The sequence below is a fragment of the Roseicella aerolata genome (assembly GCF_020523605.1).
Classification (GTDB): domain Bacteria; phylum Pseudomonadota; class Alphaproteobacteria; order Acetobacterales; family Acetobacteraceae; genus Paracraurococcus; species Paracraurococcus aerolatus.
In genome coordinates this window covers 1-12,920 of record NZ_JAJAQI010000007.1, presented here as the reverse complement: position 1 = coordinate 12,920, position 12,920 = coordinate 1, and the positions used below count along the sequence as shown (strand labels likewise).

Annotated in this window: 14 protein-coding genes; 12 read left to right on the top strand and 2 right to left on the bottom strand. The window is 75.3% G+C overall.

The features are described 5' to 3' along the window. The first annotated feature begins 190 nt into the window (after positions 1–190). From LHA35_RS06170 to LHA35_RS06130, 9 genes are all read left to right on the top strand, one after another. Positions 191–760: an exopolysaccharide biosynthesis protein gene (locus tag LHA35_RS06170; protein ID WP_226605885.1), complete on the top strand. Its 570-nt coding sequence runs from the start codon at positions 191–193 to the stop codon at positions 758–760. Positions 761–909: 149 nt separating this feature from the next. Beyond that, positions 910–1,476 carry a Na+/H+ antiporter subunit E gene (locus LHA35_RS06165; RefSeq protein WP_226605882.1) on the top strand — a complete coding sequence of 189 codons (567 nt, stop codon included), beginning with the start codon at positions 910–912 and terminating at the stop codon, positions 1,474–1,476. After that, positions 1,476–1,757 (top strand): monovalent cation/H+ antiporter complex subunit F, encoded by a 282-nt coding sequence (locus LHA35_RS06160; protein WP_226605878.1) that lies wholly within the window; start codon positions 1,476–1,478, stop codon positions 1,755–1,757. The genes LHA35_RS06165 and LHA35_RS06160 overlap by 1 nt, the downstream gene beginning before the upstream one ends. Beyond that, entirely contained in the window at positions 1,754–2,047 is a 294-nt protein-coding gene (locus tag LHA35_RS06155; RefSeq protein WP_226605876.1) for a monovalent cation/H(+) antiporter subunit G, read from the top strand. Before LHA35_RS06160 ends, LHA35_RS06155 begins: the two co-directional genes overlap by 4 nt. Next, complete coding sequence (locus tag LHA35_RS06150; RefSeq protein WP_226605873.1) at positions 2,044–2,997, top strand: hydrogenase subunit MbhD domain-containing protein; 954 nt, start codon at positions 2,044–2,046, stop codon at positions 2,995–2,997. Before LHA35_RS06155 ends, LHA35_RS06150 begins: the two co-directional genes overlap by 4 nt. Then, on the top strand, positions 2,994–3,323 hold the full coding sequence (locus LHA35_RS06145) for an NADH-quinone oxidoreductase subunit K (RefSeq protein ID WP_226605870.1): 330 nt from the start codon (positions 2,994–2,996) through the stop codon (positions 3,321–3,323). The genes LHA35_RS06150 and LHA35_RS06145 overlap by 4 nt, the downstream gene beginning before the upstream one ends. After that, positions 3,316–4,818, top strand: coding sequence for a complex I subunit 5 family protein (locus tag LHA35_RS06140; protein ID WP_226605867.1), 1,503 nt, complete (start codon positions 3,316–3,318; stop codon positions 4,816–4,818). Before LHA35_RS06145 ends, LHA35_RS06140 begins: the two co-directional genes overlap by 8 nt. Next, positions 4,815–6,299, top strand: coding sequence for a complex I subunit 5 family protein (locus LHA35_RS06135; protein ID WP_226605864.1), 1,485 nt, complete (start codon positions 4,815–4,817; stop codon positions 6,297–6,299). The genes LHA35_RS06140 and LHA35_RS06135 overlap by 4 nt, the downstream gene beginning before the upstream one ends. Beyond that, positions 6,296–8,002 (top strand): proton-conducting transporter transmembrane domain-containing protein, encoded by a 1,707-nt coding sequence (locus LHA35_RS06130; RefSeq protein ID WP_226605862.1) that lies wholly within the window; start codon positions 6,296–6,298, stop codon positions 8,000–8,002. Before LHA35_RS06135 ends, LHA35_RS06130 begins: the two co-directional genes overlap by 4 nt. Positions 8,003–8,225: 223 nt before the next feature. Here LHA35_RS06130 and mtgA read toward each other — a convergent pair whose 3' ends face one another. Then, on the bottom strand, positions 8,226–8,930 hold the full coding sequence (gene mtgA / locus LHA35_RS06125) for a monofunctional biosynthetic peptidoglycan transglycosylase (protein ID WP_338050844.1): 705 nt from the start codon (positions 8,928–8,930) through the stop codon (positions 8,226–8,228). Positions 8,931–9,495: 565 nt separating this feature from the next. Here mtgA and LHA35_RS06120 point away from each other — a divergent pair. Beyond that, positions 9,496–9,936, top strand: coding sequence for a hypothetical protein (locus LHA35_RS06120; RefSeq protein WP_226605859.1), 441 nt, complete (start codon positions 9,496–9,498; stop codon positions 9,934–9,936). A 14-nt stretch (positions 9,937–9,950) separates the two neighbouring features. Here the strand turns inward: LHA35_RS06120 and LHA35_RS06115 are convergent, their stop codons facing one another. Then, the gene (locus LHA35_RS06115) at positions 9,951–10,382 is read right to left on the bottom strand and encodes an Lrp/AsnC family transcriptional regulator (protein ID WP_226605856.1); all 432 of its coding nucleotides are present in this window, start codon (positions 10,380–10,382) and stop codon (positions 9,951–9,953) included. A 151-nt stretch (positions 10,383–10,533) separates the two neighbouring features. On the opposite strand from LHA35_RS06115, the gene LHA35_RS06110 reads away from it, so the two are divergent. Further along, positions 10,534–11,421 carry a dimethylarginine dimethylaminohydrolase family protein gene (locus LHA35_RS06110; protein WP_226605854.1) on the top strand — a complete coding sequence of 296 codons (888 nt, stop codon included), beginning with the start codon at positions 10,534–10,536 and terminating at the stop codon, positions 11,419–11,421. 19 nt (positions 11,422–11,440) lie between these two features. Next, complete coding sequence (gene rocD / locus LHA35_RS06105; protein ID WP_226605851.1) at positions 11,441–12,682, top strand: ornithine--oxo-acid transaminase; 1,242 nt, start codon at positions 11,441–11,443, stop codon at positions 12,680–12,682. The last annotated feature ends 238 nt before the right edge of the window (positions 12,683–12,920 follow it).

The window sequence follows — 12,920 nt, the reverse complement described above, 5'->3', positions numbered from 1 at the left end:
GGCCGCGGAGACCACCACCCATGACCCTGTCCCACACCGGCGCCATGCCCTTCCGCCCGCTCGCCGGCATCCGCCATCCGCGGCTTCCCCGGGGCCCCGCGGGGCCGCGCCGCTGATCCCCGGCCGCCACGCCGCGGCGCCCGCGGGCCGGGTCCCGCCATCCGCCGATCCTGCCCGCGGGGTCACTGCCATGCCGGCTCGGCCGGTCCCGGCCGAGATCGCCCTCGGCGTCCTCCTCGACCGCTTCCGCCGGGCCGGCCATGGCGTGGTCCTCCTCGCCCTGGCGCTGCCCGCCGTCATCCCGGTGCCATTGGCCGGGCTCCCGGCCGGCCTCGGCCTGCTGGTCGCCGGCATGCGGCTGCTGCTCGGCAGCGAGCGCCCCTGGCTTCCCGGCGCGCTGCGCCGGGTGCGGCTGCCGCGCCCGATGGTCGGCGCGGCGCTCGGGCGCTTCGTGCGCCTGCTGCGGCGGGCCGGTCTCCGGCCACGCCGCCGGCTGGAAGCCCTCGGCGGGCCCTGGGGCCGGCAACTGGCGGGGCTTGCCGTCCTCATCAACGCCGGCGTCATCCTGCTGCCGCTCCCCCTCGGCAACCAGCTTCCGGCCCTGGCGGTCGCGTCCTTCGGGCTCGGCCTGCTGCGGCGTGACGGGGCCCTCCTGCTGGCCGGGCATGCGCTGACCGCCGCCGGCCTGGCCTGGGCGGCGACGCTGCTGCTGGTCGGCCATCGCCTGGCCTCCTGGGCGACGCTGCTGCTCTGGAACTGATGGCCGCGCGTCCGGCCTTCCGGACGCCGGCCCTGCTGCCATCCGGTCTCCCGGACGAAGTTGCCCAGAGGCAGGCGGGCTGGCAAACCTGGCCCAGGCGGCGCGTTGGCCGATGCGTTCCGCGAACGCCGCCAGGGGGAGCCGCCACCATGCCGGACCAGCCAGCCGCCGCACCCGCGCCGATGCCGCGCGCCGGCGGCGGGGCGATCCGGCGCCGGGGCGGCCCGGTGCCCTGGCGCACCGCGGCCTGGCGCACGGTGCTGTTCGCCAGCCTCTGGCTCATCCTGACCGAGGGCGATGCCGGTGCCTGGCTGCCCGGCCTGCTCGCCGCCGCGGCGGCGGCCTGGGCCAGCCTGCGGCTGCTGCCGCCGCAGCAGGCGGGACGGGTCCGGCTGCCCGCCCTGGCCGGCCTTGTGCTGCGCTTCCTGCGCCGCTCGGTCCTGGCCGGCCTGGACGTCGCCTGGCGGGCGCTCAGCCCGCGCATGCCGCTCGATCCCGGCTTCGTCGCCTGCCCGCTCCGCCTGCCGCCCGGGCCGGCCTGCAACGCCTTCACAGCCGAGCTCAGCCTGCTGCCCGGCACCCTGGCGGCGGGCATGGCGGGCGGGCGGCTGACCATCCACTGCCTCGACCGCCGCCAGGACGTGGCGGCGGAGGCCGAGGCGGAGCAGGCGCGCCTTGCCGCCGCGCTGGGCAGGGCGGAGGGCGAAGGGCCGTGATGCCTGACCTCCTCGCCGGTTTCGCCGCCCTGGTGCTGCTGAGCGTCGCGGCGGGCCTCGCGCGCGTGCTGCGCGGGCCGACCGCGGCGGACCGCATGATGGCGGCGCAGCTCCTCGGCACGGGCGGCATCGCCACGGTGCTGCTGCTCGCCGCCGCCCTGGACATGCCGGCCGCGGTGGATGTGGCGCTGGTGCTCGCCCTGCTGGCCGCCTTCGCCGCGGTCGCCTTCGTCAAGGGCGCGAGCCCCGAGGGCACCGGCGACCCGGAGGAGGAGGCATGAGCGCCTGGGACCTCTTCACCCTGGCAGCCGTTGCCGCCGGTGCCTTCTTCTTCCTGGCCGGCACGGTCGGGCTGCTGCGCTTCCCCGACGTGTTCACCCGCCTGCACGCGCTGACCAAGGCGGACAATCTGGGCCTTGGCCTCATCGTCCTCGGCCTGCTGCCGCGTGCGGAGGGGGTGTTCGGCGCGCTCAAGCTCGTCGCGGTGTGGCTGCTCGCGCTGCTCGCGGCCGCGACCGTGGCCCAGCTCGTCGCCCGCCTCGCCCGGCGGGAGGGGGATGCCGGGGCATGACGGCGCTGTACCTGCTCGACCTGGTGCTGGTGCCGGCGATCCTGCTCGCCGCCTGCACCGCGGTCGGCACCCGGGACCGCTTCGCCGCGGTGGTGTCCTTCATCGTCTATGGCCTGCTGCTGGCCATCGCCTGGGTCCGGCTCGGCGCGGTGGATGTCGCGCTGGCGGAGGCGGCGATCGGCGCCGGGCTGACCGGCGTGCTGCTGCTCGGCGCGCTGGCCCGGATGGGGCGCCGGGCGGACGAGGCTGCGGCGGCCGGGCCGCCCGGCCGCACGCTCCGCCTGGGCGCGGCGGCGCTGGGGGCGGCCGTGGCGGCGGGGATCGCGGCCGCGGTGCTGGCGCTGCCGGAGCCCGCGCCGCAGCTCTCCGGTGCCGTGGCGGAGGCGCTGCCGGCGCTCGGCCTCGGCAATCCCGTCACCGGCGTGCTGCTGGCCTTCCGCGGCTATGACACGCTGCTCGAGGCGGTGGTGCTGCTGCTGGCGCTGCTCGGCATCTGGTCCCTCGCGCCCGACCCGGCCTGGGGCGGGCTGCCGGGGCTGCGCCACCGCGCGCGGCCGGAAGGCGTGCTGGCCTGGCTCGGCCGGCTGCTGCCGCCGGTCGGCATCGTGGTGGGCCTCTATGTCTTCTGGGTGGGGGCGGACCGGCCGGGCGGCGCTTTCCAGGCCGGCACCATCCTGGCCGCGGTCTGGATCCTCGCGGTGATGTCGGCGCTGGTGGAGCCGCCCGCGGTGCGCAGCTTGGCGCTCCGCCTCGCCCTTGTCGCCGGGCCGGCGCTGTTCCTCGCCGTCGGGTTCGCGGGCCTCGGGCTGGCGGGCGCCTTCCTCGGCTACCCCGCCGCGGCGGGCTGGGCCAAGCCGCTGATCCTGCTGGTCGAGGCCGGCCTCACCCTCTCCATCGCCGCGACCCTGGCCCTGCTGGTGGCGGGCACGCCGGAGCGCGCCGCGGGGTGACGAGCGCGGCGACGCTCTACGGCCTCGCCGGCGCCGCGCTGGTGGGGATCGGCCTCTACGGCCTGGCGGTGCAGGCGCATGTCCTGCGCAAGATCCTGGCCTTCAACCTGATCGGCAGCGGCGTCTTCCTGGTCTTCGGCGCGGTCGCCGGGCGGGGCGGCGGCGCGGGCGGCGGGGACCCGGTGCCGCAGGCCATGGTCATCACCGGGATCGTCGTCGCGCTCTCGGCCACCGCCCTCGCCGTCGCCCTGGCGCTGCGGCTGTTCCGCGAGACCGGCCGCGTCACCCTGCCGCCGGACCCGCCGGCCGGGGCGCGCGATGGCTGACGGCCTGGCTGACGGCCCCTGGGCGGAGCTGCTGGTGGCGCTGCCGCTCGCCGGCATGCTGCTCGCGCTGCCGCTCGGCGGAAGGCAGGCGCACCGCCTCGCCCTGCTGGTGCTGGCGGCCGGGCCGGTCCTCGCGTTGCTGCTGGCCGCGCAGCTCTGGCAAGGCGGCGTGGTCGGCGTCGCGCTCGGCGGCTTCGCGGCGCCGCTCGGCATCGCGCTGCGCGCCGACGGGCTCTCCGTGCTGATGCTGCTGACGACGGCGGTGGTGCTCTGCGCCACCGGCCTCGCCGCCCGCGCCGGTTTCGCGCCGCGCCCCGGGCAGGGCGAGACGCGCGCCGGCCTGCTGTTCTGGCCGCTGCTGCTGGCGCTCTGGGGCGCGCTGAACGCCGTGTTCCTCGGGAACGACCTGTTCAACCTCTATGTCGCGCTGGAACTGCTGACGCTGGCCGCCGTGCCGCTGGTCTGCATCGAGGGCAAGCCCGAGGCGGTCGCCGCGGCGCTGCGCTACCTGCTCTTCGCCCTGCTCGGCTCCGTGCTCTACCTGCTCGGCGCCGCGCTGCTCTATGGCGCGCATGGCACGCTCGACATCACGCTGCTGGCCGCGCGGCTGCAGCCCGGGCCGGCCACATGGATGGCGGGCGCGCTGATGACGGCCGGGCTGCTGGCCAAGACCGCGCTCTACCCGCTGCATCTCTGGCTGCCGCCCGCGCATGCCGCGGCGCCGGCGGCGGCGAGCGCGGTGCTCTCCGCCCTGGTGGTGAAGGCCTCCTTCTTCATCCTGCTCCGGCTCTGGTTCGACGTGATGCCGGCGCTCGCCGGCCTTGGCGGCGCCACGCTGCTCGGGGGGCTCGGCACCGCGGCGATCCTCGCGGGCAGCCTGCTGGCGCTGCGGCAGGAGCGGCTGAAGCTCGCCATCGCCTATTCGACCATGGCGCAGCTCGGCTACCTCTTCCTGATGTTCCCGCTGGCCGGCGGCGGGACGGAGGCGCAGCCCTGGAGCGCGGGGGCCTGGACCGGCGGCGTGCTGCATGCCGTCTCGCACGCCCTGGCCAAGGCGGCGATGTTCCTGGTCGCCGGGCTGGTGCTGCAGGCCGCGGGGCATGACCGCATCAGGGCATTGCAGGGGCTCGGGCGGGCGATGCCGGTGGCGGTCTTCGCCTTCGGCCTGGCCGGCCTCTCCCTCATGGGCCTGCCGCCGAGCGGCGGCTTCGTCGCCAAATGGCTGCTGCTGACCGCGGCGCTGGCGAGCGGCCAGTGGTGGTGGGCGGTGCCGATGCTGGCCGGCGGGCTGCTCGCCGCCGGCTATGTCTTCCGCCTGCTGAACCCGGCGCTCTCGGCCGGGGAGGGGCAGGGCTGGCGGCCGGTGCGGCGGCGCTGGCAGGCCATTCCGCTGGCACTCGCGCTGCTCTCGGTGGCGCTCGGCCTGGCGCCGCTCCTGCCCTATCTGCTGCTCGGCCTCGGCCGTTCCCCGGCGGCGGAGGAGGGGCTCGGATGACCGACGCCCTGCTGCCGGCGCTGGTGCTGGCGACCTCGCTCCTGCCCGCGCTCGTCATCTTCCTGCTGCCGGAGCCGGCCTGGCGGCTGCGGACCGCCGTGAACCTCGCCGGTGCCGCGGCGAAGCTCGCGCTGGTGGTGGTGATGCTGGCCGGCGTCGCCGGCGGGGCGACCTACGAGCTGCGCCTGCCCCTCGTCCCCGGCCTCGACCTGCTGCTGCGGGTAGATGCGCTGGCGCTGCTCTTCGTCACGCTCTCGGCCTTCCTCTGGCTGCTGACCACCATCTACGCCATCGCCTATCTCGGCGACGGGCCGGACCAGTCGCGCTTCTTCGGCTTCTTCAGCCTCTGCGTGGCGGCGACCACGGGCATCGCGCTCTCGGGCTCGCTGATCACCTTCTTCGTCTTCTACGAGCTGCTGACGCTCTCGACCTGGCCGCTGGTGGTGCACCGGGGCGATGCCGGCTCGCTCGCCGCGGGGCGGCGCTATCTCGGCTACACGCTGGGCGGCAGCGCCGCGCTGCTGCTCGGCATCCTCTGGCTCGAGAGCGCCTCCGGCCCGGTCGAGTTCACCGCGCATGGCAGGCTCGTCGGGCTGGATGCGGGCCTGCTGCGCGGCTGCTTCCTGCTGATGGTGGGCGGGCTCGGGGTGAAGGCGGCGCTGGTGCCGCTGCATGCCTGGCTGCCGGCCGCGATGGTCGCGCCCGCGCCGGTCAGCGCGCTGCTGCATGCCGTCGCGGTGGTGAAGGCCGGCGCCTTTGGCATCACCCGCGTCGTGCTGGACGTCTTCGGGCCCGGCCTGGTGCAGGAGCTCGGGCTCGGTCTGCCGCTCGCCGTCGCGGCCTCCTTCACCATCCTCTACGGCTCGCTGCGCGCCCTGGCGCAGAGCGACATCAAGCGCCGCCTCGCCTTCTCCACCGTCAGCCAGGTCTCCTACATCGCCCTCGGCCTCGCCCTGGCGGGGCCGGTCGCGGCGGTGGGCGGCCTCGTGCATCTGGTGCATCAGGGGCTGATGAAGATCACCCTGTTCTTCTGCGCCGGCGCCCTGGCCGAGACGCTGCACGCCCATCGGGTGGAGGAGCTGGACGGGGCGGGGCGGCGCATGCCGCTGACCATGCTGGCCTTCAGCATCGCCGCGCTCGGCATGATCGGCGTGCCGCCCATGGCGGGCTTCGTCAGCAAGTGGTGGCTGGGCATGGGCGCGCTGCAGGCGGGACAGCCCTGGGTGCTGGCGGTGCTGGCCGGGAGCAGCCTGCTGAACGCCGCCTATTTCCTGCCGCTGCTCCACCGCGCCTGGTTCCTGCCGCCCCGCGACGCGGAGGCGCCGGCGGTGCCGATGTTCCGGCGCGAGGGCGACTGGGGGCTGGTGCTGCCGCCGGTCATCACCGCGGCGGCGGCGCTCGCCGCGGGGCTCTTCGCCGCCTTCGCCTTCAGCCCGCTCGGCTGGGCGCGGCTGATCATCGCGCGGGATTACGGGCTGTGACGGCGGCGCTGCTCTGGGCGAGCCTCGGCCTGCCCGCCGCCCTGCTGCTCGGCTGCCTTTCCGGCCGGCTGCGGCGGCATGTGCCGCGGCTGCTGGCGATCGCGCCGCTGCCGGCGCTGGCCGCCGCGCTGTTCGCCACCCATGACGCGCAGACCGAGGGCGGCTCCCTGCTCTTCGGCCTGGTGCTCGCGCTCGATCCGCCGGGGGCCGTGCTGCTCGGCGTCTCCGCCCTGCTCTGGAGCGCGGCGGGCGCCTATGCCGGGGCTTATCTCGGCGGCAAGCCCGGGGCCGCGCGCTTCGCCGCCTTCTGGCTGCTGACGCTGACCGGCAGCCTCGGCGTCTTCCTCGCCGCCGACCTCGCGGGGTTCTACCTGGCCTTCGCGCTGGCGAGCCTCGCCGCGACGGGCCTCGTGCTGCATGACGGGACGGGGCGGGCACGGCGCGCGGCGGGCGTCTACCTGATCCTGGCCGTGCTGGGGGAGGTCTGCCTGCTGTTCGGCCTGATGCTGGCGGGCGCGGCGACGCCCGGGGGCAGCCTGCTGGTCCGCGACGCCGCGGCGGCGCTGCCCGGCTCGCCCTGGCGGGATGCCACCCTCGTCCTGCTGGTGCTGGGCCTCGGGCTGAAGGCCGGGCTGGTGCCGCTGCATGTCTGGCTGCCGCTGGCGCATCCGGCGGCACCGACGCCGGCCTCGGCGGTGCTGAGCGGGGCGATCGTCAAGGCGGGCATCATCGGGCTGCTGCGCTTCCTGCCGGCCGAGGCGGCGCTGCCGGACTGGGGCATGGCACTGGCCGTGCTGGGCTTCCTGACCGCCTTCTGGGGCGTGCTGGTCGGGGTGACGCAGGACAATCCGAAGACCGTGCTGGCCTATTCCACCCTCAGCCAGATGGGGCTGCTGACGGCGGTGCTCGGCACGGCGCTGGCGGCGGGCGGGATGGCCGAGGCGGCGCCGCCGGCGGCGCTCTACGCGGCGCATCACGCGCTGGCGAAGGGCGCGCTGTTCCTGGCCGTCGGCCTGGTCGCGGCGGGCGGGATGCGGCGGCCCTGGCCGGTGCTGCTGCCCACCGCGGTGCTGGCGCTGGGGCTGGGCGGCCTGCCGCTGACCGGCGGCGCGCTGGCGAAGCTGGCGGTGAAGGCGCCGCTCGGGGAGGGCCTCCCATACCTCCTCGCCACCGCCTCGGCGGCGGCGACCACGCTGCTGATGCTGCACTTCCTGCGCAGGCTCGCCACGGCGGGGCGGGAGGCCGGGGCGGAGGCCGAACCGCCCGCCGCGGGCCTCGTGCTCCCCTGGGCGGTGGCGGCGCTGGCGGCGGTGGTGGTGCCCTGGGCGCTGCACCTGGGTCCCGGCGATGGCGACCTCGCCGCTGTCCTCCAGCCCGCCGCCTTGTGGGAGGCGCTGGCCCCCGTGCTGGCGGGCGGGATCCTGGCATTGTTCCTCCGCCGCCTCGGGCCCGGGCACATCCCGGCGGTGCCGGGGGGCGATCTGGTGGTCCTCGGGGAGCGGGTGGCGAGGGCGCTGGCGGGCGCGCCCCGCCCGGCCTGGCCGGAGGGGCCGCCGCGCCTTCTGCGCGCCTGGCATGGCCGGGCCGGCGCGCTTCCCGCGGCATGGCTGGCCTGGGCCGAGGCGCCCCTGCGGGCCTGGCCCGCCGCCGTGCTGGCGCTGCTGGGCCTGGCGCTGGCGGCGGCCTTCCTGGCCGGGGCATGATCGCGGGCCGTGCCCGGGCGGAGGCGGGGAGGCCGGGTGCTTCTCCGGCCTGACCGGGCCAGAGCAGATGGCGAGAGACCGTGCCCGGCCGAAGAACAAAGGTCTGCAGCGGGCCGCCGTTCGGTGCGGAACGCAATCCGCTGCGGCGTCCCGGTTGGCACAAACCCGGCCGCTGCGTGATGGCCGCGGTTCATATCCGTGAGCGGCCGCGGCGACCGGCGGATCATCTGGCGCAGGCGAGGAGCGGCTGGATCTGGGTCACGCGCCGTTCGATCACGCCCGTGCGGTGCCGGACATAGGGGCCCGGTGCCCCGGCCGACCATTCGAGGGGATTCGGCAGCACGGCGGCAAGCTGCGCCGCCTCGCGCCGGGACAGGGCCGAGGCGGGCTTGCCGAAGAAGGCCCGCGCCGCCGCTTCGGCGCCATAGATGCCGGGGCCGAACTCGACGATGTTCAGATAGACCTCGAGCACCCGGCGCTTCGGCCAGAGCAGGGCGATCTGCGGCGTCAGCCAGGCCTCCAGCAGCTTGCGGGCCGGGTCGCGGCCGGGCCAGAGCAGCAGGTTCTTCGCCGTCTGCATGGTGATCGTGCTGGCCCCGCGCGGGCGCTCGCCTTGTTGCCAGGCCTCGATCTGGCCACGGATCGCCTTGAGGTCGAAGCCGAGCCATTGCTGGCAGAACAGGTTGTCCTCCGCCGCGATGACCGCATCGGCCAGGGCGGGCGAGATGGCCTCATAGGCGACCCAGTCCTGCCGCAGCGACTGGCCCTCGGCGAGCCGGATCAGCATCAGCGGCGTCACCGGCGGGGGCAGGACGCGGAAGAGCAGCAGGAGGCAGAACGGCCCCACGGCCAGGATCAGGGCGGCCCGGCCAACCAGACGCCGGACCGTCTTCCGTCGTGGTCGGGGAGGCTCGTCGCGTTCGGCCACCGGCACGGGCCGTGCGTCAGCCCGCCAGGGACAGGCCGCGGGTCTGCGTCAGGCCGGAACGGCCAGGCGGCGGTGGATTCGGAATCGGGGCGCGGCAGCCATGCGGCGGAGGAGGGATGGGCATGACCAACTCCTGTCGGCAGAGGGCCGGAGCCGTCAAGCCTGGCTGTCCATCCCTCCGCCGATCCGGTCAGGCCGGCCGGCACGGGACCTGACCCGGGGCCGCCGGGATGCGTCGGCCTTGGGGCGGGACGGTACCAGACCTCGCCCGCTGCGATGCTGCGCCCCCGGGTCCCTGCCATCGCCATCGCCATCGGCAGAGCCGGACGGTGCCGGATCGCAGGCCCTGGTCCGGCCCCGTGTGTCCTGGCGGCCACGGTGCGGCCGATCCTCGCGCTTGGGAGAACGAAAGGAGAAGCCTCCCGCAAACCCCGGGGAGCGCTAGGCGGGGCACACGGTATCCGCCGGATATCCACGGGGATTCCCACAGGTCTGGGGAAAACTGACGGCTTGACCGGGAGTGCCCGGGCGGTCGCATAGGCGCGCCCGCTGCCAGAAAGCCGCCATGTCCCGCAGACCCGCACCCGCGCCGCCCACCCTGGCCGCTCCCCAGGCCATGCCGACGAAGGCCCCGGCGCAACTCCCGCTCGATGGGGCGCGCGGCGTCCGGGTGACGCTGGAGGGCAGTGACCTGGCCGCCGTCGAAGCCGCCGCCGCGGAGCTGAAGGCACGCTTCGGGACGCGCTTCGCGGTGACCGGCCGGCGCCTGACCGCGGGGCGCGAGGCGCTGCGCATCTCTGCCGGCCTCATCGCCAACATGGATACCGTGCTCGACGCCGAGGGCATCCGCCAGTGGGTCCTGCCGGACGCCTGGCGCAGGCGCGCCGTTCCCGGGCGTCCTTCCGAGGCAACCGATCGTGGCGTGACGGCAAGCGGGGAGGGGATGCAGGCGGCAGCGGATCGCCCCGGGGGCGACCGGAAGGCCGCGGAAGGGGATCAGCCGTAGCGGCACCCCGCGCATCACCCCTTCTGGGTCGAGAGCAGGATGCTCGTCTCGGTGTTGGTGACGCCTTCCAGCATGCGGATCCGGTTCAGCGCCTGGTCCAGGCTCTCCAGGCTCTCGGCGCCAAGTTCCGCGATGACATCCCAGCGGCCATTGGTCATGTGCAGCGTGCGGACCTCCGGGAAGCCTCTCAGCGCGCGCAGCACGCCGGCGGTGGAGCGGCCGCGGATCTCGATGGCGGTGATGGCCCGGATGCCGCCGGCGCTCTCCGCCTCCGGCCCGAGGCGAAGGGTGAAGCCCTGGATCACCCCGCCGCGGAGCAGCCGCGCGATCCGGTTCTGCACCGTCCCGCGCGAGACGCCGAGCGCCGCGGCGAGGCTGGAGGCGGGGCGCCGCGCATCGGCGCGGAGCAGGGCGATCAGCCGGCGGTCGGTGTCATCGAGGTCCATGGCCGCTCCTGCCGATCTGCCGGCCCTGCCTGGCATTCTGCCCGGTCCGAGGGGACGAATTGGCAATTTTCCAGCGGATTGCTGGCGCTGACCTTGGCCAGGATGCGCCCCTGACGGGCCCGCAACAGTCAGCCGGGCCAGGGAAGAGCCGATGCCGCCGCAGATCCTCATGACCGATCCCGCGCATTTCGAGGTCGATTACGTCATCAATCCCTGGATGCGCCCGGCGGCCTGGCATGGCGACCCGGAGGGCAACCGCGCCGCGGCCCGCGCCGCCTGGGACGCGCTCGCCGGCGCGCTGCGGCAGGCCGGCGCCGCGCTGGAGGTCCTGCCCGGCGCCCCGGGCCTGCCGGACATGGTCTTTCCGGCCAATGCCGCCACCGTGCTCGATGGCCGGGCGCTGCTCTCGCGCTTCGCCTGCCCGGAGCGGCGGCCGGAGGAGGCACGCTTCCGCGCCGCCTTCCGCGGCCTGCAGGCGCGCGGGCTGCTCGAGAAGGTTGGCGAGCTGCCGGAGGGCGTCTTCCAGGAGGGCGCCGGGGACTGCATCTGGGATGCGCAGCGCGGGCATTTCTGGGCCGGCCATGGCCAGCGCTCGCTGCGCGCCGCCATCCCGGAGGTCGCGGCCTTCTTCGGGCGGGAGGCGGTGCCGCTCGAACTCGTCTCGCCGCGCTTCTACCACCTCGATGTCTGCTTCTGCCCGCTGCCGGGCGGCGAGGTGCTGTACCACCCCGGCGCCTTCTCGCCCGCCTCGCTGGGCGCGATCCGGGACCGCGTGCCGGCCGGGCTGCGCATCGAGGCGACGGCGGAGGAGGCCGGGCTGTTCTGCCTGAACGCGGTCGCCATCGACCGCAACCTGGTGATGGCCCGCGCCTCGGCGCGGCTCCGCGCCATCCTCGCCGGACGCGGCTACCGCGTCGTCGAACTCGACCTCGCGCCCTTCATCCTCGCGGGCGGCGCCGCCTTCTGCATGACGCTCCGGCTCGACCGGCGCTCGGCCGAGGCGCTGCGGCCCGCCGCGCTCGCCACCGCAGGAGACTGACACAGGGAGGAGCCCCGCCATGCCCGACACGATGATCCCGCCCGCCCGCTACGACCACATCGCCGTCGAGGAGCGGCTCGGCGCGCACAACTACCAGCCGCTCGACGTCGTGCTCACCCGCGGCGAGGGCGTCTGGGTCTGGGACGTGGATGGCAACCGCTATCTTGATTGCCTCGCCGGCTATTCGGCGGTGAACCAGGGCCATTGCCACCCGCGCATCCGCGCCGCGCTCATCGAGCAGTCGGGGCGGCTGACGCTCACCTCCCGTGCCTTCCGCAACGACCAGCTCGCGCCCTATCTGGAAGAGCTTTGCGCGCTGACGCGGTCGCATATGGTGCTGCCGATGAACACCGGCGCGGAGGCGGTGGAGACCGCCATCAAGGCGGTGCGCAAATGGGGCCATGAGGTGAAGGGCGTGCCGGAGGGCGCGGCGGAGATCATCGTCTGTGCCGAGAATTTCCACGGCCGCACCATCGCCGTCATCGGCTTCAGCACCGATCCCGAGACGCGCGGCGGCTTCGGCCCCTTCGCCCCGGGCTTCCGGATCGTGCCCTTCGGCGATGCCGCGGCGCTGGAGGCGGCGATGACGCGCAACACCGTCGGCGTGCTGCTCGAGCCGATCCAGGGCGAGGCCGGCGTCGTCATCCCGCCGCCCGGCTATCTCCGCCGGGTGCGCGACCTCTGCACCCGCCACGACGTGACCCTGATCCTCGACGAGATCCAGACCGGGCTCGGCCGCACCGGCCGCCTGCTGGCCGAGGAGCATGAGGGGATCGAGGCCGATGTGACCCTCGTCGGCAAGGCGCTCTCGGGCGGCTTCTACCCGGTCTCCGCCGTGCTCTCGAACACCGCGGTGCTCGGCGTGCTGCGGCCGGGGCAGCATGGCAGCACCTTCGGCGGCAACCCGCTGGCCTGTGCGGTGGCGCGCGCGGCGCTGCGGGTGCTGGTGGAGGAGGGGATGATCGCCAATGCGGCGCAGCTCGGCGCGTATCTCCTGGCCGGGCTGCGCGGGATCGCCGGCGGCCGGGTGCGGGAGGCACGCGGCCGCGGGCTGATGCTGGCGGTCGAGCTGCACCCCGAGGCGGGCGGGGCGCGCCGCTGGTGCGAGGCGCTGCGCCGGGCCGGCCTGCTCTGCAAGGACACCCATGGCCACACCATCCGCATCTCACCGCCGCTGGTGCTGACGCGGGCGGAGGCGGACTGGGCGCTGGACCGCATCGCCGCGGTGCTGACAGGACCGACGCCCGCAGCCGTCGCCTGACACCTGGCTCCCGATGTCCCGACCTTGCGGTGCGCGGAGCGGGCCGGGCGCGCGAAGGCGCGCCGCGGCCAGTGCCGCGCAGCCAAGGCCCGGAGGGCCGCCGGCGTTTGAGGCATGATGAGAGCTGTGCGCGGATGTGCTTGGACGCGTGCCGAGGAGGATGATTCGTTGATTGTGCGGCGGACGGAGGTCGGCATGGCACGGCGACGGATTGGACAGGAAGATCTCATTGCACGGT

Excerpts from the sequence above, each read along its gene's own strand:
- LHA35_RS06170 (WP_226605885.1), top strand. The coding sequence starts at position 191 with ATGCCGGCTCGGCCGGTCCCGGCCGAGATCGCCCTCGGCGTCCTCCTC.
- LHA35_RS06165 (WP_226605882.1), top strand. The coding sequence starts at position 910 with ATGCCGGACCAGCCAGCCGCCGCACCCGCGCCGATGCCGCGCGCCGGC.
- LHA35_RS06160 (WP_226605878.1), top strand. The coding sequence starts at position 1,476 with ATGCCTGACCTCCTCGCCGGTTTCGCCGCCCTGGTGCTGCTGAGCGTC.
- LHA35_RS06155 (WP_226605876.1), top strand. The coding sequence starts at position 1,754 with ATGAGCGCCTGGGACCTCTTCACCCTGGCAGCCGTTGCCGCCGGTGCC.
- LHA35_RS06150 (WP_226605873.1), top strand. The coding sequence starts at position 2,044 with ATGACGGCGCTGTACCTGCTCGACCTGGTGCTGGTGCCGGCGATCCTG.
- LHA35_RS06140 (WP_226605867.1), top strand. The coding sequence starts at position 3,316 with ATGGCTGACGGCCTGGCTGACGGCCCCTGGGCGGAGCTGCTGGTGGCG.
- LHA35_RS06135 (WP_226605864.1), top strand. The coding sequence starts at position 4,815 with ATGACCGACGCCCTGCTGCCGGCGCTGGTGCTGGCGACCTCGCTCCTG.
- LHA35_RS06120 (WP_226605859.1), top strand. The coding sequence starts at position 9,496 with ATGTCCCGCAGACCCGCACCCGCGCCGCCCACCCTGGCCGCTCCCCAG.
- LHA35_RS06115 (WP_226605856.1), bottom strand. The coding sequence starts at position 10,382 with ATGGACCTCGATGACACCGACCGCCGGCTGATCGCCCTGCTCCGCGCC.
- LHA35_RS06110 (WP_226605854.1), top strand. The coding sequence starts at position 10,534 with ATGCCGCCGCAGATCCTCATGACCGATCCCGCGCATTTCGAGGTCGAT.
- rocD (WP_226605851.1), top strand. The coding sequence starts at position 11,441 with ATGCCCGACACGATGATCCCGCCCGCCCGCTACGACCACATCGCCGTC.